Genomic DNA, 18,689 nt, shown 5'->3' on the forward strand with positions numbered 1-18,689 from the left:
CCGGGCACCGGCCGCCCGGTCAGCCGATCACCGCCATCGCGATCAGCATCGCCAGGCGGTGGCCCGGGTCGGTCAGGTCCACGCCCGGCACGGCTTCCGGGATGCGGCGCAACCGGTTGCGCACCGTGTTCTGGTGCACCTCGAGCGCGGCCGCGGCGCGGGCCAGGTCGCCTTGTGCTTCCAGCCACGCGCGCAGCGTCGGCAGGAACTCCGTGCCGTGCGAGGCGTCGTGGGCGGCCAGCCGCGCGACCGGTCCCCGGGCCGGGATGCGGCCCGCCGCGGCGGCCGAACGCAGGCGCTGCAACAACACCTGGTGCCAGGAATCGTCGTAGCACACGGCATCCGGGCCGCCGAGTTTCATGTGCAGCGCCAGGCATTCGTCGGCTTCCCGGCGTCCCGCGGACAGCCCGGCGACGTCACACTCTCCCGAAATGCCCGCCACGATCCGCAGGTGCTTCGGCAGCCCGTGGACCAGTTCGCGCACCCAGTGCCACGCCGGCGCCGGGTCCGCCCCGGCCGGCAGCACCGTGTAGACCGTGTTGCCGAACAGCGTGCTGCGCCCCACCCGCGACCACCCGAACCCCGTAGTGGCGCGCTCGAACGCCAGCAGCAGCCCGGCGTTGCGCTCGGCGTCGGCATGGGCCTGCACCGCGATGACCCGCAACCCGGCCTCGGGCAGGCCCAGCTTCCCGGCAACGGCGTCGGCGTCCGCGTCGCCCTCCAGCAACTGGATGACCAGTTCGGACTCCACCTGCCGTTCCAGGTCCGCACTCACCCGCCAGCGCAGCAGGTGCAGCGCCACCGTCCGGGCGCCGTCGGTCAGGATCCGCGCCCGGGCCTCGTCCAGCGGAGCGGTGCACGACACCCACAGCGACCCCAGCAGCTCCCGGCCCGCCCGCACGGCCGCCACCGACCGGCCGTGCAACCCGTGCTCCGGCGAAGCGGGGACGTGCAGCGGTTCGTCGGACCGGGCGAGGTGGGTGAACACGCCCTGCCGTTCGAACAGCGCGCGCACCCGGTCCGGCACGCGCCGGCCGAGGATGGTGTCCTGCCGCGCCGGATCGGCCTCGTGCTGCTGGCTCGAGTACGCCATCACCCGCGACAACTGGTCCTCGATCGTGACCGGACCGCCGACCGCCGCGGCGATGGTGTCGGCCAGCGCGGACAGGTCGGCCGGGCCGCGTCCCGACTCGGTCTCGCGGCCCTCCAGCACCAGCCCGTAGACCACCCCGGCCACCTGGCTCCACGACACGCTGGGCTCGACCACCAGCAGCGCGACGCCCGAGCGCAGCAGCTCGTCCGGCGGGGTTTCGGTGGTCCGCGCGACCAGCACCGCGGCCTGGGCCTCCCGGGCGAGGCGCACGGCGTCGGCCAGCGCCGGCACCCCCACGGCCAGGAAGACATCGCCCACCGGTGAGCCCGGCCGGACGGGGTCGTGCAGGGCGACGCTGTGCAGCTCGACCTCGCGATCGGCGGCGCCGAGGAGCCGGGCCCCGAAGGTGCCGAGGATGGTGATCAACCGGTCGAGCCGGACCATGCCCTCGCCTCCCTGTGGTCTTCCCACAACCGTACCCCGCCAGATTGTCGGGTTCGAACACTCACCGGAGGCGCGAAGTGGGCGATGCTCGGACGAACACGGCGAACCGGACGGCGAGGAGGATGTCGATGAGGGAGGCCGCTCAGGGCACGGGACCCCGCACCGCGGTGGTGGTCGGCGCCGGGATCGTGGGCCTGTCCACGGCGTGGTTCCTGCAGGAACACGGGGTGCGCGTCATGGTGGTCGACCGCGACGGGGTCGCCGCCGGAGCCTCCTGGGGCAACGCCGGCTGGCTTTCGCCCGGGCTGGCGATCCCGCTCAACGAACCCGCAGTGCTGCGTACCGGTCTCGCATCGCTGCTCCGGCGGGACGCGCCGCTGCACGTGCCGCGCACCGCCGACCCGGCGCTGTGGTCGTTCCTGCTGCGGTTCGCCGCGCACTGCACCTGGCCGGCCTGGCGCCGGGTGGTCCACGCCAACCTCGCGCTCAACGGCGACTGCCTCGAGGCGTTCGACGCCCTCACCCGCGGTGGCGTGGCGGCCGGCACCGTCGAGGCACCGATCACCGCCGTGTTCGACTCAGCCGGGCACGCCGGGACCCTGCTGGCCGAACTGCGCCGGTTCACCGCCGCCGGAGCCGAAGCTGCGCACACCGTCCTGACCGGCAGCGAACTCCGCGACCGGCTTCCGCAGCTGTCCGCGCGCGCCGGCGCCGGGGTGCACCTGGCCGGCCAGCGGTACCTGGACCCGGGCCGCTTCGTCAAGGCGCTGGCCGACTCGGTGCGCCACCGCGGCGGCACCATCCGCACCGGATTCGACGTCCGGTCCCTCCGCGCCCACCGGTACGCCGTCACCCTCGTGTCGCGGGAGAACGTCGGCGTCTCCGCCAACGTCGCCGTGCTCGCCACCGGAGCCTGGATCAGCTCACTGGGCCGCGACCTGGGCGTGCGGGTGCCGGTGCGCGCCGGCCGGGGCTACTCGTTCACCGTCCCCACCTCCACGCCGTTGCGCCACCCCGTCTACCTGCCCGGCGTCCGCGTCGCCGTCACGCCCTACCAGGACGGGATGCGCGTCGCCGGGACGATGGAGTTCCGCGGCCCCGACGACCCGCTCGACGAGCGGCGCGTGCGGGCGATCGTGCGCTCGGCGGCGCCCTACTTCGACGACGCCCGCTGGGACGACCGCGCCGACGTGTGGGTCGGTCCGCGTCCGGTGAGCGGCGACGGGCTCCCGCTCATCGGCGCCACCGCCCAGCCGGGTGTGTTCGTCGCCGGCGGGCACGGCATGTGGGGCTTCACGCAGGGGCCGGTGACCGGGAAGCTGCTCGCCGAACGCATCGTCACCGGCAAGCAGACCGAGGCGCTGCGGCCCTTCGACCCCCTCCGGAAGTGAGCCGTGGACCCGGAACTGGAGTTCCTCCGAGCCGAGAACGCGCTCCTGCGCACCGAACGCGACATCCTGCTGCGCGTGGCCGCCGGGTTCGCCGAAGACGCGAACGCGACCCTGCTCCGGCGCCGCGCCGCCCGAGAAGACAAGCGAGGATCCACTGTGGACACCGTCTGGCTGACCGAAGAAGCCTACGCCCGCCTCAGCGACGAGCTGGCCGCCCTGCGCGCCGCGGATGCCGCCGGTGACGGCGAGGACCGCGTGCTGGAGCTGCGACGGCGGCAGGCCCGGGTCGGCGAGCTGGAGGACCTGTTGCGCCGCGCCGTCGTCGGGCAGGCGCCCCCGGACGACGGCGTCGCCGAACCCGGCATGGTGCTGACCGTGCGCTTCGACGACGACCCGGAAACCGAGACGTTCCTGCTCGGCTTCCGCGACGGCGGTGGCGACCTGGAGGTGTATTCACCCGACTCGCCGCTCGGACGCGCTCTGACCGGCGCGCGCCAGGGCGAGTCCCGGACCTACACCGTGCCCAGTGGTGCGACGGTGCGAGTGACGCTGGTGGCGGCCGTGCCCTACGGTCACCACGCGGCCGCGACGGGGCGGTGAGGCCACCGAGACCCGCCGGCCGACGAGCTTCACGCTGCTCGGCCGACACCCGCGCAGTCGCGGGCTCCGTCCGAGGTCCGCTTCCACCCCTGACCGGCCCGGCCCGTCAGGGCCGCTCGCCGCTGCTGCGGTGTCCCTCGATCATCACGCGCGCCGCCGCGACGGACTTGGCGACCACCTGCTCCGGCCGGTAACCGTGCTTGACGAAGACCCCGTCGAGCCAGAACATGCCGTACCCGTGCGCCTGGGTGAACAGCTGCTCCATCAGCTCGAGCGCCTCGCCCGGCTCGGCGCACAGCCGCAGGCACAGCATGAGGAACTGATCGGTCAGCACCCGCGTGTTCTCGTGCAGCTCGGTGTAGCCGGGGCCGTGCAGGCCCTCGGCGTAGATCAGGTTCATCCCGGCCCGCCGGCGGATCAGGTAGGCGGTGTAAGCACCGGCCGCCGCGGCCAGTGAGTCCGCCGGGTCGTCCTCGCGGTCGATCGCGGCCCGCACCTCCTCCGCGAGCTGGCAGGCCACCGTGGCGGCCACGGCGGCCAGCAGGCTTTCGCGCTCCGGAAAGTGCCGGTAGGGCGCCGCGGGGCTGACTTTCGCCCGCCGCGCGACCTCGGCGACGGAGAACCCGGCCACCCCCCGCTCGGCGATCAGGTCGAGGGACACCCGGACCAGCTCGTCGCGCAGGTTGCCGTGGTGGTACTTGCCGCCCATGGCGTGGATCACATCCCCCGGCCGAAATATGTAAGAGCCCTCTTACGTAGCTGATGTATGAGGGCTCTTACAGTATGCCCCGCGACGTCGTTCCACGGAGGATTGATGACCACCACCACGCACGCCATCGCTGTCCCGTCGCCGGGTGCGCCGCTGGTGCCCACCACGATCGAGCGGCGTGACCTGCGACCGGACGACGTGCTGATCGACATCCGCTACGCCGGCATCTGCCACAGCGACATCCACCAGGCGCAGGAGGACTGGGGCGAGGCGATCTTCCCGATGGTGCCCGGCCACGAGATCGCCGGTGTCGTCGCCGCGGTCGGCCCGGCCGTGACCAGGTACCGGGTCGGGGACCGCGTCGGGGTCGGCTGCATGGTCGACTCGTGCGGCGAGTGCGAGTACTGCCGGGCGGGCACCGAGCAGTTCTGCGTCAAGGGCAACGTGCAGACCTACAACGGCGTCGGCTTCGACGGCGAGAACACCTACGGCGGCTACAGCCGCCAGATCGTCGTCAAGGACGCCTTCGTCTGCCGCATCCCCGACGGGATCGGCCTCGACGTCGCCGCGCCCCTGCTGTGCGCGGGCATCACCACCTACTCCCCGCTGCGGCAGTGGGGCGCCGGCCCGGGCAAGAAGGTGGCCGTGATCGGCCTCGGCGGGCTCGGGCACATGGCGGTCAAGCTGGCCGCCGCGATGGGCGCGGAGGTCACCGTGCTCAGCCAGAGCCTCAAGAAGCAGGAGGACGGCCTGCGTCTCGGCGCCAAGGACTACTACGCGACCAGCGACGAGGGCACCTTCGAGGCGCTGCGCGGCCGGTTCGACCTGATCCTCAACACCGTCTCGGCCACGCTGCCGGTGGACGCCTACCTCGGCCTGCTGCGCGTCGGCGGTGCGATGGTCAACGTGGGAGCCCCCGGCGAGCCGCTGTCCTACAACGCGTTCTCCCTGCTGGGCGGCAACAAGGTGCTGGCCGGGTCGATGATCGGCGGGATCGCCGAAACGCAGGAGATGCTCGACTTCTGCGCCGAGCACGGCATCGGCGCGGAGATCGAGACGATCTCGGCGGACCAGGTCAACGAGGCCTACGAGCGCGTCAACAACAGCGACGTGCGCTACCGCTTCGTCATCGACACCGCCACCATCGGCGCCTGACCGGGCGCGCGGGCCGGGCACTCCGGTGCCCGGCCCGCGAACCGGTGAACCCGGGGATCGGATGCGGGCGCGCTGTCGAAACGCGGCCGGCTCGTTCGATGTGCAGGTATGACTGACACCACGAACAAGCCCATCGCCACTCGGAACCTCGACCGGTACGGACACGCGGAACTGCCGTGGAGCCGTCCGCGCGACCTCCTCGTCCGCGACTCGGCCACGACCGACCTGACGTTCTTCGTCGCCACCGTGCGGCCCGACGGGCGGCCCCACTCGGCGGCGGTCGGCGCCGTGTGGGTGGACGACACCCTGTACTTCGTCGGCGGGCCCGGCACGCGCCGGTCCCGCAACCTCGCGGCCAACCCCGCCTGCACCGTGTCGGTGCGCCTGCGCGGCATCGACCTGGTGCTCGAGGGCGAGGCCCACCGCGTCACCGACACGCCCACGCTGGAGCGGATCGCGGACTTCTACCGCACGAGCGGCTGGCCGGCCACCGTGGACGGCCCGGCGTTCACCGCGCCCTACAACGCACCCAGCGCGGGCCCGCCGCCGTGGCACCTCTACCGGCTCACCGTGCACACCGCGTTCGGTGTCGCCACGGCCGAACCGCACGGCGCCACCCGCTGGGACTTCGCCCGCTGAACGCGCCGCGCCCGGCGGAGCGGGTTCAGTGACCGTGGAAGGCCTCGGCCAGCCACCAGGAACCGCCGTCGTCGGTGATCTTCGCGTCGACGACCAGCGGGGTGTCGCGGGGGCCGTCGAGCCAGCTCGTGACGTGCCGCAGGTCGCCGGTGGTGCGGACGGTCACCCCGGTGCAGCCGAACCCGCGCGCGATCGCGGCGATGTCGGTGGGCGGGAAGCGGACCGTCGTGTGATCGCCGGTGAAGTGGTGCACCTCGGCCCCGTACGCGGCGTCGTTGTAGACGACCACCATCAGCGGCAGCCCGAGCCGGACGGCGGTCTCCAGTTCGCCGGCCGCCATGTGGAACCCGCCGTCGCCGAGTGCGGCCACCGGCAGCCGCGCGGGCTGGGCGATCGCCGCGCCGATCGCGGTGGCCAGGCCGAGCCCGATGGACTGGAAGGCCTGCGTGAAGCAGAACCCGAACTCGTCGGGCACGTGGAGGTAGGCGCTGGGATAGCCCATGAAGTTGCCCGAATCCACCGACACGACGCGTTCGGTGGGCAGGATCCGGTCCAGCTCCGCCGACAGCGTGCGCGGATCGATCAGCTCGGCGGTCGAGCAGTCGGTGAACTCGGCCGTCGACCAGCGGGCGCGCGCGGCGATCCGGGCGCGCAGCCCGGGGGACCGGTAGCCGGGCGCGACCCGGCCGCCCAGCTCGGCGAGAACCGCGCGGGCCGTCGCGCCCGCGTCGCCGACCACCCCGGCGTCGATCGGGCGGTGCGCACCGAGCGCACCGGCCTCCACGTCCACCTGCGCGAGCCGCGCACCGGGCCCGATCAGCTTGCCCTGACGGGTCGTCCAGCGGTTCAGCGCACAACCCCAGCCCACGACGAGATCCGCGCCGCGGATCAGGTCCGCGGCGAGCGGGGAGGCGAACCCACCGGAAATGCCCAGCGCCCACGGATCGCCGTGGAACAACCCGTGCGCCACCGCCGACGTGGCCAGCAACGCACCACAGGCGTCGGCGAGGGCACGGATCTCCGCCGCGGCACCGCGACCACCCCGGCCGGCGACGAACACCGGCCGCTCGGCGCCGGTCAGCAGCGCGGCCAGTTCGGTGACCGCGGCGGGATCGGGCTGCAGCACGGGAGGTTTCCCCACCGGCGCAACGGGATCCAGCGGCGGGGCGGGCATCGCCTGGACGTCGAGCGGGAGGTTGAGCACGACGGTCCGCCGCTCGTGCAGCGCGGTGGTGTAGGCGCGGACGGTGTCGGCCACCGCCGTGTCCGGGCTGTGCACGCGCGCGGCGGTCGCGCCCACCGCGCGGGCCAGGCCGTCCTGGTCGATGCGGAAGTTGTTGAGCGGATCGCCGGCCGGCGTGTCGGCGGTGAGGACGATCAGCGGGGTGCGGCTCTTGGCCGCCTCGCCGATCCCGGTGACGGCGTTGGTCAGCCCGCAGCCCTGGTGCGTCGACACCAGCGCGACCCGGTCGCTCATCCGGGCGCACGCGTCGGCCGCGGTGGCCGCGCCGCCCTCGTGGCGGGTGGCGTGGAACGGGACACCGGCGTCCCGCAGCGCGTTCGTGACGTGGAAGTTCCCGCTGCCCACCACGCCGAAGACCGGTCCCGCACCCAGCTGCGCGAGCACCCGTCCCACGGCTTCGGCGACGATCACGGCTTCTCCACGAGCGCGTACACCCGCGCCGGGCTGCCCGAGCCGCCGACGATCGGCAGGGGCGAGACCACCAGCAGGGCACCGGTCGGGGGCAGCTGGGCGAGGTTCTGCAACTGGGTCAGCCCGCACTTGCCCGCCCCGAGCAGCCGGTCGTGGCACGGGAAGATCGGCTCCAGCTCGGCGGCGCGGCCGGCGTCGGTGCCCACCGTCTCCACGCCGAAGCCCGCGATCGGGGCCTCGTCGGCGAGCCACTGCGCGCACTCCGGCGACACGCCCGGGGTGTGCGAGGCGCCGTCGGCGACGTTGAGGAAGTCTTCCTGGTCACCGGAACGGGCGTCCCAGCCGGTCCGGTACAGCAGCCAGCCGCCGTCGGGCAGCGCCCCGTGCTCCCGCTCCCATTGCCGCACGTCGTCGATCGTCAGCAGGTAATCGGGGTCGTCGGCGACCTGGGCCGAGGCGTCGAGCACGACCGCGGGCGCGATCAGCGTGCTCAGCGGGATCTGGTCCACACCACCCTTGTCCTTGCCGGACAGCCAGTGGTTGGGCGCGTCGACGTGGGTGCCGACGTGCTCGCCGGTGTGGATGTCGTTCCAGTACCAGCGCGGGCCCCGGTCGTCGTACCGGCTGATCTCCTCCAGCCGGAAGCTCTGGGTGTTCGCGAACGGCGGCGGCAGCTGCAACACCGGAGTGCTCGCCGAAAGCGGTGCCGTCAGGTCGACGACCTCGACACGGCTCGTCCGCAGCGCGGACAGCAGGTCGGCCAGCACAGGCATGGGAACCTCCTCGGGATCCGGACGCTCACGGGCGGTGGGCGCCGGCCCGCGCTGGTGACGAGCCTAGTCAGCGGTCAAGCCCCGGCCGCGCGAGTTGCGGCCGGGCACTCGGGACGGTCTTCGCCGCGAGTGCCCGGCCGTGGGTCGCCCGGCGCGGGATCAGCCCGCCGGGGTGCCGGTGATGGCGGTGCGGAAGCCGCGCAGCCGGAGGCTGTTGGTCACCACGAAGACCGAGCTGAAGGCCATCGCGGCGCCGGCGATCATCGGGTTGAGCAGGCCCGCCGCGGCGAGTGGCAGGGCGGCGACGTTGTAGGCGAAGGCCCAGAACAGGTTGCCCTTGATCGTGCGCAACGTCCGCCGGGACAGGCGGATCGCGTCGGCCGCCACCCGCAGGTCGCCGCGCACCAGCGTCAGGTCGCTCGCCTCGATGGCGACGTCGGTGCCGGTGCCCATCGCCAGGCCGAGGTCGGCCTGGGCGAGGGCGGCGGCGTCGTTGACGCCGTCGCCGACCATGGCCACCACCTTGCCTTCGCCCTGCAGCCGCTTGACCACGTCCACCTTGTCCTTCGGGAGGACCTCCGCGATCACCTGGTCGATGCCGACCTCCGCGGCGACCGCCTTCGCCACGGCTTCGTTGTCCCCGGTGAGCAGGACCGGGGTGAGCCCGAGCCCGCGCAGTTGCCGGATCGCTTCGGCGGAGGTGGGTTTGACGGTGTCGGCGACCACCAGCACCGCCCGCGCCCGCCCGTCCCAGCCGACGGCGACCGCCGTCCGGCCCTGCCGCTCGGCCGCGGCCTTGGCCTCGGCGAGGCCGGCGGGCAGGTGCTGGCCCCAGTCGGCCAGCAGCGCGGTGCGCCCGGCGAGCACGGCCTTGCCGTCGACGATCCCGTGCACGCCGAGGCCTTCGACGTTGGTGAAGCCCTCGACGTCCGGCAGATCGCCGACCCGTTCCCGCGCGCCGGTGGCGATGGCCTGCGCGATGGGGTGTTCGGAGGCGTTTTCCAGCGCTCCGGCCAGGCGCAGCGCCTCGGTGGTGTCGACGCCGTCGGCGGTGTGCACGTCGGTCAGGGCCATCTTGCCGGTGGTGACGGTGCCGGTCTTGTCGAGCACGATGGTGTCGACGCGGCGGGTGGACTCCAGCACCTCCGGGCCCTTGATGAGGATGCCCAGCTGGGCGCCCCGGCCGGTGCCCACCAGCAGCGCGGTGGGGGTGGCCAGGCCCAGGGCGCACGGGCAGGCGATGATCAGCACGGCGACGGCCGCGGTGAACGCCGCGGAGACGGTGCCGCCGGCGCCGAGCCAGAACGCCAGGGTCCCGGTGGCGAGGGCGATGACGACCGGCACGAACACCGCGGAGATCCGGTCCGCCAGCCGCTGGACGGCCGCCTTGCCGGTCTGCGCCTCCTCGACCAGTTTCGCCATCTGCGCCAGCTGCGTGTCGGCGCCGACCCGGGTCGCCCGCACGACCAGCCGGCCGCCCGAGTTGACGGTGGCGCCGGTGACCGCATCGCCCGGCCCGACCTCGACCGGCACCGACTCACCGGTGAGCATGCTCGCGTCGACCGCGGAGCTGCCCTCGGTGATCACGCCGTCGGTGGCGATCTTCTCGCCGGGCCGGACCACGAACTTCTCGCCCACGGCCAGCTGCTCGACCGGGATGCGCTCCTCCCGGCCGTCGCGCAGCACCGCCACGTCCTTGGCGCCGAGTTCGAGCAGCGCGCGCAGCGCCGCCCCGGCCCGCCGCTTGGAGCGGGCCTCGAAGTAGCGGCCGGCGAGGATGAACGTGGTCACCCCGGCCGCGACCTCGAGGTAGATGTTGCCGTCCCCGCTGAGGCGTTCGATGGTCAGCTCGAACGGGTGCGTCATGCCGGGCACGCCGGCGCTGCCGAACAGCAGCGCGTAGAGCGACCAGGCGAATGCGGCCAGCGTGCCCATCGAGATCAGCGTGTCCATCGTGGCCGCGCCGTGCCGCAGGTTCGCCCACGCCGCCTTGTGGAACGGCCCGGCGGCCCACACGATCACCGGTGCGGCGAGCGTCAGCGAGATCCACTGCCAGTAGGTGAACTGCCACGCCGGGACCATCGCCAGCACGATCACCGGCACCGACAGCACCAGCGAGCCGACCAGCCGCTGCCGCAGCGACGCCGTCGGATCCGCCTCGGCGGCCTCCGGCTGCGGCTCCGCGGTCTTCGGCTGCGGGACGGTCGCCGTGTAGCCCGCCGCCTCGACCTGGGCGACCAGGGTGGCCGGGTCGAGGCCGGCGGGGAAGGTGACCTTGGCCTTCTCGGTGGCGTAGTTGACGGTCGCGGTGACCCCGTCGAGCTTGTTGAGCTTGCGTTCGATCCGCATCGCGCACGAGGCGCAGGTCATGCCGCCGATCGCCAGCTCGACGTCGCGGGCCGGTGCGTCGGTCCGCAGGTCCGAAGTCATCGTGGTGCCCCTTTCCCGGTCAGCGGTGGCCATGGCCGCTGTCACCGTGGCCGGCCGCGGGTGGAGCGGCCGGGGTGGTGCCGGCGGTGGGCACCGTGAACTCGGCCGTGCGGACCTGACCCGCGTGCTGGAAATCCAGGAACAGCCGGTAGGTGCCGGCGGAGGGGACCTCGGCGTAGAAGGTCACGGTCGGTCCCGGCCGGGTCACCCCGTCGCCGGGTGCGCCGTCGGGGTGGACGTGGAGGTAGGCCAGGTCGCCTTCGCGCAGCGCGACCAGGTGCCCGTAGGCGCCGAGGTAGGGCTGCAGGTCGGTGACGTCGCGGCCGTCGCGGGTGACGGTGAGGGTCAGCTTGGACGTCCGGCCCGGCACCAGGTCGCCGTCGAGGCGCACCTGGTAGCCGTCGACCCCGGCCACCCGCGAGGGCTGGTGAGCGCGGGGCTGGAAGTCGCCGGCCGCGGCCAGGTCGACGCCCAGGGTGGTGGCCTGGCCGCCGGTGGGGGTGAAGTCGGCGAAGGCGCGGTAGCTGCCTGCGTCGGCGACGGCCAGCGGCACGGTCCAGGTGCCGTCGGCCGCCATTTCCGGGTGCACGTGCTGGAACCCGGCGGTGTCGCGGCGCACCACGATGAGGTGCATGCGCTTGTCGTGCTCGACGTCGAACGCGGTGACGGCGTTGCCGTCGGGACCGGTGATCCGGAAGGAGAATGCGTTGGTGGTACCCGTGGTCAGCGTCGTGCTGGTGGGCGTGAGGGTGTAACCGCCCCTGGACGACGCCAGCCCCGCGGGCAGGCCGGGCTGTGCGGTCTCCGCGACAGTGCCGCTGTGACTGTCCCCGTGCGCGGCGTCCTCGCCGCCGCGCGTGCCGGCTTCGCCGGTGACGGGACCGACAGCGGTGCCGATCGCCCAGGCGCCACCGGCGACCAGGACGAGCGCCGCACCGTAGGCGGAGAGCTTCCCTGCAGTGTTCATGACATTCCTGTCCTCGGGCCGCCGCTACGCGGTCAGCTGGTATCCGGCTTCTTCGACGGCGGCGCGCACCGCGTCGGTGGTGAGCTCCTGCTCGCTGGTGACGGTGACCGTGCCGGTGGGCAGATCCACCGCGACGTCGGTCACGCCGGGGATCTCGCCGACCTCCTCGGTCACCGAAGCCACGCAGTGCCCGCACGTCATGCCGGTCACGGTGTAGGTCTGCTGAGTCATCTGTCTCTTCCCTTCTCGTTGTCAGGAACGGACCAGCCGGGCGATGGCCTCGCTCGCCTCGCGCACCTTCGCGTCAGCGGTGTCGCCACCCACGGCGATCGCCTCGGCCACGCAATGCTTGAGGTGCTCGTCCATCAGCCCCAGCGACACCGACTGCAAGGCCTTCGTCGCCGCCGAGATCTGGGTCAGCACGTCGATGCAGTACTCGTCGTTCTCGACCATCCGCTGCAGCCCGCGGATCTGCCCCTCGATCCGGCGCAGCCGCGCCAGGTAGCCGTCCTTGTCACTGGTGTAGCCCCGCATGGTTCGTCCTCCCTGCCCCGGCACTGCGGTGATACCCCCTGGTGGTATCCGCGCCGGTACGAGATTTATACCGCCCGGGGGTATGCGTGGTCAAGTGCCGGGTTCGCTGGAGGTGGTCAGCGACGCGCTGCGCCGGGAACCGTCCACATGACGGCGCTCTCCCCGGCGGGCATCCGCGTGAGCGTGGCGGGTCTGACGCTGTCCCAGCCGAAGGTGCCGAACGCGACGCGCACCATCACGGCGATGACGGAAAACCGGATAGCCTCGGGGATCAGGGCCGGCGCCGAGAGGATCTCCGTCCTCGCCACCCGCGGGGAAACCACGAAGGCCGCGCCGACCGCGGGCGAGCGAGAAGCGTGGGTGGCGGACCGGGCACGGAAACAGCGGCCGGGACCCGCCGGGCGACGGGGCTAGATGTGCCGTTCGGTGAGGTTGGTGGCGCGGCTGGCTGGGGTGTTGCCGCCGATGCCGGTGTGGGGTCGGTGGTAGTTGTACCAGTGCAGCCAGTTGGGGAAGGCTGTTTGGCGTTGGGTTTGTGAGGTGTAGGGCTGGTGGTAGGCCCATTCGTCGAGCAGGGTGCGGTGGAAGCGTTCCACTTTCCCGTTCGTTTGGGGCCGCCAGGGGCGGGTGAAGCGGGGTGTGATGTGCAGGTCGGTGCAGGTGGTGTGCCAGGTGGTTTTGCGGTAGGCCCAGGCGTTGTCGGTCAGCACGCGCTCGATGGTGATGCCGTGGCTGGCGAACCAGGCGTGCGCGCGGCGTAGGAAGGCTGCGCAGGTGGCGGCTTTCTCGTCGGGCAGGGTTTCGGTGTAGGCCAGGCGCGAGTGATCGTCCAGGGCGGTGTGGAGGCAGAGGTAGCCGCCGCCGGCGGCGCGGGCCTGGTTGGCCCGGCCTTGGGCACGGCCCAGGACCTTGTGCCCACCACCGTCGGGGATGCGGCCGAGTTTCTTGACATCGACGTGTACCAGCTCGCCCGGAGTGGTGCGTTCGTAGCGGCGGATCGGCTCGCCGGTGGCGCGGTCACACGCGGCCAGCACCTGCAGCCCGTGGCGGCGCAGGATCGCATGAGCGGTCGAGGGCGCCACCCCAGCCCGAACCGACAGAGCCTCCACCTCAGCCGAGGTGCGGTTCGGGCTGTGATGCGGCCGGCTGGACCGGTCGTTCATCCCCGCCCGGCCGTGCTGCCGATAACGGACTGACCTGGAACCGCTCCGCCGCCCGACGCAGCGACCACCCCTGCTCCACGACACACCGGGCCAGCCGCAGCCGACCCGTGGGTGTCAACGGCGCGTTACGGTGGACCATCGAGGACCTCCTGGTGTTCGGGTGTCGATGTCGCCATCCACACCGAACCCGGAGGTCCTCACCCACATCAAGATCATCCCAAGCGTGTCAGCCCATCACCAACGTCCCCGAACAGCGCAGCTAGACAGACGGCCCGGCGTCAGGGCAGGGATCGAAGGGCACGCGCGCCGGAGCGCGCGTGCCGCGGGCTGGGTGGCCTCGACAGCCGTGGGTGCGACTGCCGGGGCCACTCAGCCCGCCGCTCTCGCGACCGCCCAGATCAGAGCAGGTCCTCGATCCGGATCGGGATGTGGCGGACCCGGATACCGGTGGCGTTGTGGACCGCGTTGGCGACCGCGGCCGCCACCCCCACCGTGCCGATTTCGCCGAGCCCGCGCGCCCCGAGGTCGTTGTGCAGCGTGTCGGGGTACTCGACGAACTGCACGTCGATGTCCGGGATGTCGGCGTTCACCGGGATCAGGTAACCCGCGAGGTCGGCGTTGGCGAACCGGCCGCTGGACTCCACCTCGAAGCCCTCGTGCAGCGCCGCCGACACGCCCCAGATCATGCCGCCCTTGAGCTGGCTGCGCGCCGCCTGGTCGTTGATGATCCGGCCGCCGTCGAAGACCCCGAGCATCCGCGACACCCGCGCCTCCCGCGTCAGGCGGTGCACCCGGACCTCGGCGAACTGCGCGCCGAACGAGCTGAACGAGTGCTTCGTCATCTCCTCGCCGGGCGCCGACGAGCCGACCGCCGTCAGGCCCGGCCGTCCCACCGCCCGCAGCACCTCGCCGAAGGTCATGGTCCGGCCGTCGCCGTGGACCCGCCCGTCGGCGTAGCTGACCTCCTCACCGGCGAACGGTGCGCCAGGAGCGGAGGCCAGTGCGAGCAGCTCGTCGATCACCTGGGCGGCGCCCGCCATGATCGCCGTGCCCGCGCTGGCCGTGGCGGTCGAGCCGCCGGACATGCCTCCCGGCGGCAGCGCCGAGTCGCCGATCCGCGGCGTGACCCGGTCGGCGGGAACGTCCAGGGATTCGGCGCCCACCAGGGCCATCACGGTCAGCAGGCCGGTGCCCGGGTCCGCGCCACTGGTCTGGACGTCCACGGTGTCGTCCGCGTTGAGGGTGATCCCGACCGACGCCGGGAACCGGAGCGCGGGGAACATCGCCACGGCCACACCCATGCCCACGAGCCAGTCGCCGTCGGCGCGGCCACGCGGCTCGCGGTCGGCCCATCCGAACCGCTCGGCGCCGATGCGGAAGCACTCGTCCAGGTGCTTGCTCGACCACTGCAGGTCCTTGCCCGGCGGCGCCAGCGAGTTGTTCCGCTGCCGCAGCTCGATCGGGTCCATCCCGAGCGCCTCGGCCAGCTCGTCCATCGCGCTCTCCAGCGCGAACGAGCCGGGAGCCTCACCCGGCGCGCGCATGAACGTCGTCGGCGGGAGGTTCAGCGGCACGATCCGCTGGCTGATCGCCAGGTTCCGCGTCGCGTACCACTCGCGCGACGTACCGTGCGAAGTCGGCTCGATGAACGACCGCGCGATGTCGGTGCTGCACCACGACTCGTGCCGCAGGGCGACCAGCGTGCCGTCCCACTCCGCGCCCAGGGTGATCCGCTGCACCGTCGCCGCCCGGCCCGCCGTCGCGGTGAAGACCTGCTCCCGGGTCAGCGACGCCTTCACCGGCCGGCCGAGCGCCCGCGACGCGGCGGCCGCCAGGAACGCGGGCGCCGAGGTGCGGCCCTTGCCGCCGAAGGCGCCACCCACGAAGGGGTTCACGGCCCGCACCGCCGACGGCTCCAGCCCGAGCGCCATGGCCAGCTCCGCGGCCTGCAGGTGGGCACCCTGGTTTCCACTGTAGACGGTGAGCTCGCCCGGTTCCCACACGGCGACCGCCGAATGCGGCTCCATCGGGGTGTGGTTCTGCGGTGCGGTGCGGTAGGTGGCGTCGACGACCACCGGGCTGGCGGCGAACGCGTCCTCGATCGAGGCGACGCCGTCCTCCAGCACGGTGAGCGACGGCGGCGCGTCCACGTGCCCGGGTGCCGCCTCCACCGCGGTGTCCAGCCCGTCCTCCAGGGACGTCAGCGCGGGAAGCTCGCGGTAGGACACCTCGACGAGCATGGCGGCGTCCCGCGCCTGCTCGAACGTCTCCGCCACGACGAACCCGATCGGCTGGCCGACGTGGTCGACCTTCTTCTCGCGCAGGGGCACCCACGTCTCGCCGAACATCGGCGTCGTCACCGGGTTCAGCGCCAGCGGGTCGAAGGGGGAGTACACGCCGAGCACGCCCGGGGCACTCTTGGCCGCGGTGACGTCCATGCTCGCGATTTCGCCGTGCGCGATGGTGCTGACCACGACGTAGCCGTACACCATGCCGGGGAAATTGTGGTCCACCCCGTACTTCGCGTCGCCGGTGACCTTCAGCGGCGCGTCCAGCCGTGCGGGCATCATCGGCTCCCCTCGGTGACTTCGAGCAGGGCGCGGACGATCGTCCGCGGCAGCAACGACAGCTTGAAACCGTTCTCCGGCAACGGTTCGGCGCCTTCGACGGCGAGCGATGCCGCCTGCGCGAACGACTCCTCCGTCGCGGGCGCGCCGCGCAGGGCCGCCTCGACGGCCGGCAGCCGCCAGGGCACGGTGGCCACGCCACCGACGGCGACCCGCGCGTCGGCGACCACCCCGTCCCGCACGTCCACGGCGACCGCCGCGGAACAGAGCGCGAATTCGTACGACTGCCGGTCGCGCACCTTGACGTACGTCGAACGGTCGGCCCAGTCCAGTCGCGGCACGACGACCTCGGTGATCAGCTCGCCCGTGTGCAGGTCGTGCTCGACCTCGGGGGTGTCGCCGGGAGTGCGGTAGAAGTCGGTCAGCTTGACAGCCCGCTCCCCGTGCGGCCCGCGGAGCCGGACCTCGGCGTCGAGGGCGACGAGGGCGACCGCCACGTCGCTGGCGTGCGTGGCGACGCACTTCTCGCTCGTGCCGAGCACGGCGTGCATCCGGTTCGCGCCGGTGATGGCGGGGCAGCCGCTGCCGGGGACGCGCCGGTTGCACGGCGTGGTCACGTCCCGGAAGTACGTGCACCGCGTGCGCTGCATCAGGTTCCCGCCGATGCTGGCCATGTTGCGCAGCTGCTGGGAGGCGCTGAGCAGCAGCGCGCGGGAGATCGCCGGGTACACGCCGGGGTGCGCCGCGATGTCGGCCATCCGCTCGAGCGCGCCGATCCGCAGCCCGTCGCCGGTCTCGATGCCGCGCAGCGGGAGCCCGTTGATGTCCAGCACGTGCTGCGGCGTCAGGACGTTGAGCTTCATGAGGTCGACGAGCGTGGTGCCGCCGGCCAGGAAGGTGCCGGACGAGCCCAGCGCGTCGCCGACGGCTGCCGGGGCGGTCAGCTCAAAGGGTCGCATCGGCCCTCCTCGCCTGCTCGACGGCCTTGACGATGTTCGGGTACGCCGAGCAGCGGCAGAGGTTGCCCGACATGAACTCCCGGACGTCGTCGACGTCCTGCTCGATGGCGGCGACCGCGGACATGATCTGCCCCGGCGTGCAGAACCCGCACTGCAGGGCGTCCTGATCGGCGAAGGCCCGTTGCACGGGGTGCAGTTCGTCCCCTGTGGACAGTCCTTCCACGGTGGTGACCGGTGCGGTCACGGTGGCGGCGAGCGTGAGGCACGCGAGCACGGGCCGGCCGCCGACGTGCACCGTGCACGCCCCGCATTGACCGCGGTCGCAGCCCTTCTTCGGTCCGGTGACCCCGAGCCGCTCGCGCAGTGCGTCGAGCAGCGTCACGCCGGGGTCGGCGCTCAGGTGTTCGGGGTGGCCGTTCACTTCGAGTGAGATGTCCACTGATCTCTTCCCTGGCAGGGTGGTGGGTGAAGCGGATAAGAATCCGTTTGAACTGTGATCGAACGTATCGGATTACAATCCGCTTCGCAACGAACGGTACCCGCGGAGTTGCTCCAGGCCGGCGGGTTAACGTGGGTCGCCGGCACCGGACAGGGCGAGGAGGGACCATGACGACGGGTTCGGTCAGCCCGCGGCGTGCCGACACCCGCCGCAACCACGAACGCATCCTCACCGTCGCGACCGAGGCCCTCGCCGAGTCGTCCGAGGTGTCGTTCAACGCGATCGCCAAACGCGCCGGGGTCGGCGTGGGCACGGTGTACCGGCACTTTCCGACGCCGGCGGACCTGATCCTGGCCGTCTACGAGCGCGAGGTGCGGCACCTGGTCGACGTCGTGCCGGAGCTGCTGGAGCACGCCGGCCCGGCCGGGGCGTTCCGCGCCTGGGTGACCGGCCACCTGGCGCCGTACATGATGACCAAGCGCGGACTGGCGAAAGCGCTGGCCGCGGCGACGGCGCAGCGGGGCACGCTGCCGCCCACCGCCGTCCAGTCCATCCGGGGGGCGATGAAGGCCCTGCTGGCCGCCAACGTCGAAGCCGGCCTGGTGCGGCCGGGAATCGACGCCGAGACGGTGATGCGCAGCCTCCTGGGCCTGCTGCACCTCAACCCCGACGGCGACTGGCGACGCGAGACGACCGAGCTGGTCGAGCTGGTGTGGCGGGGCATCCGCGCGGACTGAGGTCCCGGCCGGCCGGTGCGAGGTAGCCCGGGGCGGGCGCCGTCATCCCGGGCCACCGGGGTGGGCGAGGTCGTAGGCACGGGACACCTTCTGGGGGACGACCATCCGCCACGCGTCCACGACCAGCTCGCGCGCCTCGGCCGGCTCCAGGGCGGCCAGCTCGGCGCGGACCCAGTTGAACCGCATGTCCGACGCCGACGGCAGCCGGAACTTCTCCGGTTCGCCGGCGACGAGCGCGGCGCGCTCCTCCTTCGGGAACGCGAACTCCATCACCGTTTCGTCGCGGGAGAACGCGACGTAGACGATCTGCTTGACCCGGAACTTCAGCCGGCCGCGCACGTAGACCGGATAGGAGCGCTCCAGCTGCGACCCCAGTGCGAGAACGTCCTCGACCACCGCCATCACGTACCTCCTCACGCGGGACGAAGGCAGGCC

General features: G+C 72.7%; 18 protein-coding genes and 1 pseudogene. 5 read left to right on the top strand and 14 right to left on the bottom strand.

Translation table 11 applies throughout. The features are described from left to right. Positions 1-19: 19 nt before the first annotated feature. Positions 20-1,537, bottom strand: a complete 1,518-nt coding sequence (locus FB470_RS22045) for a PucR family transcriptional regulator (RefSeq protein ID WP_306994364.1) — start codon at positions 1,535-1,537, stop codon at positions 20-22. A gap of 128 nt (positions 1,538-1,665) precedes the next feature. On the opposite strand from FB470_RS22045, the gene FB470_RS22050 reads away from it, so the two are divergent. Then, entirely contained in the window at positions 1,666-2,928 is a 1,263-nt protein-coding gene (locus FB470_RS22050) for an NAD(P)/FAD-dependent oxidoreductase (RefSeq protein WP_306994365.1), read from the top strand. 3 nt (positions 2,929-2,931) lie between these two features. After that, on the top strand, positions 2,932-3,528 hold the full coding sequence (locus FB470_RS22055; RefSeq protein ID WP_306994367.1) for a GreA/GreB family elongation factor: 597 nt from the start codon (positions 2,932-2,934) through the stop codon (positions 3,526-3,528). Positions 3,529-3,634: 106 nt separating this feature from the next. On the opposite strand, the gene FB470_RS22060 is transcribed toward FB470_RS22055, so the two are convergent. Further along, positions 3,635-4,237 (bottom strand): TetR/AcrR family transcriptional regulator, encoded by a 603-nt coding sequence (locus FB470_RS22060; RefSeq protein WP_306994369.1) that lies wholly within the window; start codon positions 4,235-4,237, stop codon positions 3,635-3,637. A gap of 105 nt (positions 4,238-4,342) precedes the next feature. Between FB470_RS22060 and FB470_RS22065 the strand changes: the two genes are divergently transcribed. Beyond that, a complete protein-coding gene (locus FB470_RS22065; protein ID WP_306994370.1) occupies positions 4,343-5,392 on the top strand; it encodes an NAD(P)-dependent alcohol dehydrogenase in 1,050 nt (349 codons plus the stop codon). Between the two features lie 108 nt (positions 5,393-5,500). Next, the gene (locus tag FB470_RS22070; protein ID WP_306994371.1) at positions 5,501-6,031 is read left to right on the top strand and encodes a pyridoxamine 5'-phosphate oxidase family protein; all 531 of its coding nucleotides are present in this window, start codon (positions 5,501-5,503) and stop codon (positions 6,029-6,031) included. A 25-nt stretch (positions 6,032-6,056) separates the two neighbouring features. On the opposite strand, the gene FB470_RS22075 is transcribed toward FB470_RS22070, so the two are convergent. From FB470_RS22075 to FB470_RS22125, 11 genes and pseudogenes are all read right to left on the bottom strand, one after another. Then, complete coding sequence (locus FB470_RS22075) at positions 6,057-7,685, bottom strand: thiamine pyrophosphate-binding protein (RefSeq protein WP_306994373.1); 1,629 nt, start codon at positions 7,683-7,685, stop codon at positions 6,057-6,059. Further along, the gene (locus FB470_RS22080) at positions 7,682-8,458 is read right to left on the bottom strand and encodes a cyclase family protein (RefSeq protein WP_306994375.1); all 777 of its coding nucleotides are present in this window, start codon (positions 8,456-8,458) and stop codon (positions 7,682-7,684) included. The genes FB470_RS22075 and FB470_RS22080 overlap by 4 nt, the downstream gene beginning before the upstream one ends. 159 nt (positions 8,459-8,617) lie before the next feature. After that, the gene (locus FB470_RS22085) at positions 8,618-10,888 is read right to left on the bottom strand and encodes a heavy metal translocating P-type ATPase (RefSeq protein WP_306994376.1); all 2,271 of its coding nucleotides are present in this window, start codon (positions 10,886-10,888) and stop codon (positions 8,618-8,620) included. A gap of 19 nt (positions 10,889-10,907) precedes the next feature. Continuing rightward, positions 10,908-11,855 carry a hypothetical protein gene (locus FB470_RS22090; protein ID WP_306994378.1) on the bottom strand — a complete coding sequence of 316 codons (948 nt, stop codon included), beginning with the start codon at positions 11,853-11,855 and terminating at the stop codon, positions 10,908-10,910. A 24-nt stretch (positions 11,856-11,879) separates the two neighbouring features. Further along, positions 11,880-12,086: a heavy-metal-associated domain-containing protein gene (locus FB470_RS22095; protein WP_306994379.1), complete on the bottom strand. Its 207-nt coding sequence runs from the start codon at positions 12,084-12,086 to the stop codon at positions 11,880-11,882. Between the two features lie 21 nt (positions 12,087-12,107). Then, a complete protein-coding gene (locus tag FB470_RS22100) occupies positions 12,108-12,389 on the bottom strand; it encodes a metal-sensitive transcriptional regulator (RefSeq protein WP_306994381.1) in 282 nt (93 codons plus the stop codon). A gap of 116 nt (positions 12,390-12,505) precedes the next feature. Beyond that, positions 12,506-12,697 (bottom strand): hypothetical protein, encoded by a 192-nt coding sequence (locus FB470_RS22105; protein ID WP_306994382.1) that lies wholly within the window; start codon positions 12,695-12,697, stop codon positions 12,506-12,508. 102 nt (positions 12,698-12,799) lie between these two features. Continuing rightward, positions 12,800-13,691, bottom strand: a pseudogene (locus FB470_RS22110) (IS481 family transposase). 259 nt (positions 13,692-13,950) lie between these two features. After that, positions 13,951-16,119 carry a xanthine dehydrogenase family protein molybdopterin-binding subunit gene (locus FB470_RS22115; RefSeq protein WP_306999424.1) on the bottom strand — a complete coding sequence of 723 codons (2,169 nt, stop codon included), beginning with the start codon at positions 16,117-16,119 and terminating at the stop codon, positions 13,951-13,953. After that, complete coding sequence (locus tag FB470_RS22120; protein ID WP_306994384.1) at positions 16,119-17,078, bottom strand: FAD binding domain-containing protein; 960 nt, start codon at positions 17,076-17,078, stop codon at positions 16,119-16,121. Before FB470_RS22120 ends, FB470_RS22115 begins: the two co-directional genes overlap by 1 nt. Then, a complete protein-coding gene (locus FB470_RS22125) occupies positions 17,065-17,517 on the bottom strand; it encodes a (2Fe-2S)-binding protein (protein WP_306994386.1) in 453 nt (150 codons plus the stop codon). Before FB470_RS22125 ends, FB470_RS22120 begins: the two co-directional genes overlap by 14 nt. 167 nt (positions 17,518-17,684) lie before the next feature. Between FB470_RS22125 and FB470_RS22130 the strand changes: the two genes are divergently transcribed. Then, positions 17,685-18,254, top strand: a complete 570-nt coding sequence (locus tag FB470_RS22130; RefSeq protein ID WP_306994387.1) for a TetR/AcrR family transcriptional regulator — start codon at positions 17,685-17,687, stop codon at positions 18,252-18,254. Positions 18,255-18,296: 42 nt separating this feature from the next. Here FB470_RS22130 and FB470_RS22135 read toward each other — a convergent pair whose 3' ends face one another. After that, on the bottom strand, positions 18,297-18,656 hold the full coding sequence (locus FB470_RS22135; RefSeq protein ID WP_306994389.1) for an MmcQ/YjbR family DNA-binding protein: 360 nt from the start codon (positions 18,654-18,656) through the stop codon (positions 18,297-18,299). Positions 18,657-18,689 lie beyond the last annotated feature (33 nt).

The organism is Amycolatopsis thermophila (assembly GCF_030814215.1).
GTDB classification, from domain to species: domain Bacteria; phylum Actinomycetota; class Actinomycetes; order Mycobacteriales; family Pseudonocardiaceae; genus Amycolatopsis_E; species Amycolatopsis_E thermophila.

Bases quoted from the DNA above. Each gene is read 5' to 3' on its own strand.
- FB470_RS22135 (WP_306994389.1), bottom strand. From the start codon at position 18,656: ATGGCGGTGGTCGAGGACGTTCTCGCACTGGGGTCGCAGCTGGAGCGC.
- FB470_RS22115 (WP_306999424.1), bottom strand. From the start codon at position 16,119: ATGCCCGCACGGCTGGACGCGCCGCTGAAGGTCACCGGCGACGCGAAG.
- FB470_RS22100 (WP_306994381.1), bottom strand. From the start codon at position 12,389: ATGCGGGGCTACACCAGTGACAAGGACGGCTACCTGGCGCGGCTGCGC.
- FB470_RS22070 (WP_306994371.1), top strand. From the start codon at position 5,501: ATGACTGACACCACGAACAAGCCCATCGCCACTCGGAACCTCGACCGG.
- FB470_RS22080 (WP_306994375.1), bottom strand. From the start codon at position 8,458: ATGCCTGTGCTGGCCGACCTGCTGTCCGCGCTGCGGACGAGCCGTGTC.
- FB470_RS22065 (WP_306994370.1), top strand. From the start codon at position 4,343: ATGACCACCACCACGCACGCCATCGCTGTCCCGTCGCCGGGTGCGCCG.
- FB470_RS22060 (WP_306994369.1), bottom strand. From the start codon at position 4,237: ATGGGCGGCAAGTACCACCACGGCAACCTGCGCGACGAGCTGGTCCGG.
- FB470_RS22050 (WP_306994365.1), top strand. From the start codon at position 1,666: ATGAGGGAGGCCGCTCAGGGCACGGGACCCCGCACCGCGGTGGTGGTC.
- FB470_RS22085 (WP_306994376.1), bottom strand. From the start codon at position 10,888: ATGACTTCGGACCTGCGGACCGACGCACCGGCCCGCGACGTCGAGCTG.
- FB470_RS22120 (WP_306994384.1), bottom strand. From the start codon at position 17,078: ATGCGACCCTTTGAGCTGACCGCCCCGGCAGCCGTCGGCGACGCGCTG.
- FB470_RS22130 (WP_306994387.1), top strand. From the start codon at position 17,685: ATGACGACGGGTTCGGTCAGCCCGCGGCGTGCCGACACCCGCCGCAAC.
- FB470_RS22045 (WP_306994364.1), bottom strand. From the start codon at position 1,537: ATGGTCCGGCTCGACCGGTTGATCACCATCCTCGGCACCTTCGGGGCC.
- FB470_RS22095 (WP_306994379.1), bottom strand. From the start codon at position 12,086: ATGACTCAGCAGACCTACACCGTGACCGGCATGACGTGCGGGCACTGC.
- FB470_RS22090 (WP_306994378.1), bottom strand. From the start codon at position 11,855: ATGAACACTGCAGGGAAGCTCTCCGCCTACGGTGCGGCGCTCGTCCTG.